The 420-nt window shown below is 61.7% G+C and carries 1 protein-coding gene; it reads left to right on the top strand.

Features of this window, described 5'->3' with window-relative positions; translation table 11 throughout:
• The coding region (locus D7X55_RS41665) for a transporter substrate-binding domain-containing protein (RefSeq protein WP_147470522.1) at nt 1-309 on the top strand (309 nt) is incomplete at its 5' end.
• Nucleotides 310-420: the final 111 nt, after the last annotated feature.

The raw sequence follows: 420 nt of genomic DNA, 5'->3' as shown, positions 1-420 counted from the left end.
GACCAGCCCCAGTCCATTCTCGCCGTGCGGTCTGGGCGGGCCGATGCCTTCTTCTCATCCCAGGCACCGCTCACCTACTTCGTCGAGCAGACCGATGGTGAACTCGAACTCGCTGGCGTCGGTCAGGCTAATGGCTTCGACACCCTCTACCAGGGTGCTGTGGTGGAAAAGGATTCCGAGCTCGGGCCGCTCCTCGAGGAGACCCTCACACTCCTCTTCGAGGCTGGCGTGTACGAAGACATCATGACGAAATGGAACCTGGGTGACAACATGCTCGAAGAGCCAGGCATGAACCTGGCGGTGTCGTGATGGCTACGTCCGCGGCAATGACCGTGGACGTCTCGAGGGCCAAGACTCATCCCAACTGGTGGAGCTGGGCCGTCCGCGTCGTCGTACTGCTCCTGGTTGCCATGCTGGTCC

Origin of the sequence: Corallococcus sp. AB049A (genome assembly GCF_003668885.1) — a bacterium.
In the GTDB taxonomy this organism is placed as follows: domain Bacteria; phylum Myxococcota; class Myxococcia; order Myxococcales; family Myxococcaceae; genus Corallococcus; species Corallococcus interemptor.
This window is presented reverse-complemented; position numbering and strand designations above follow the sequence as displayed.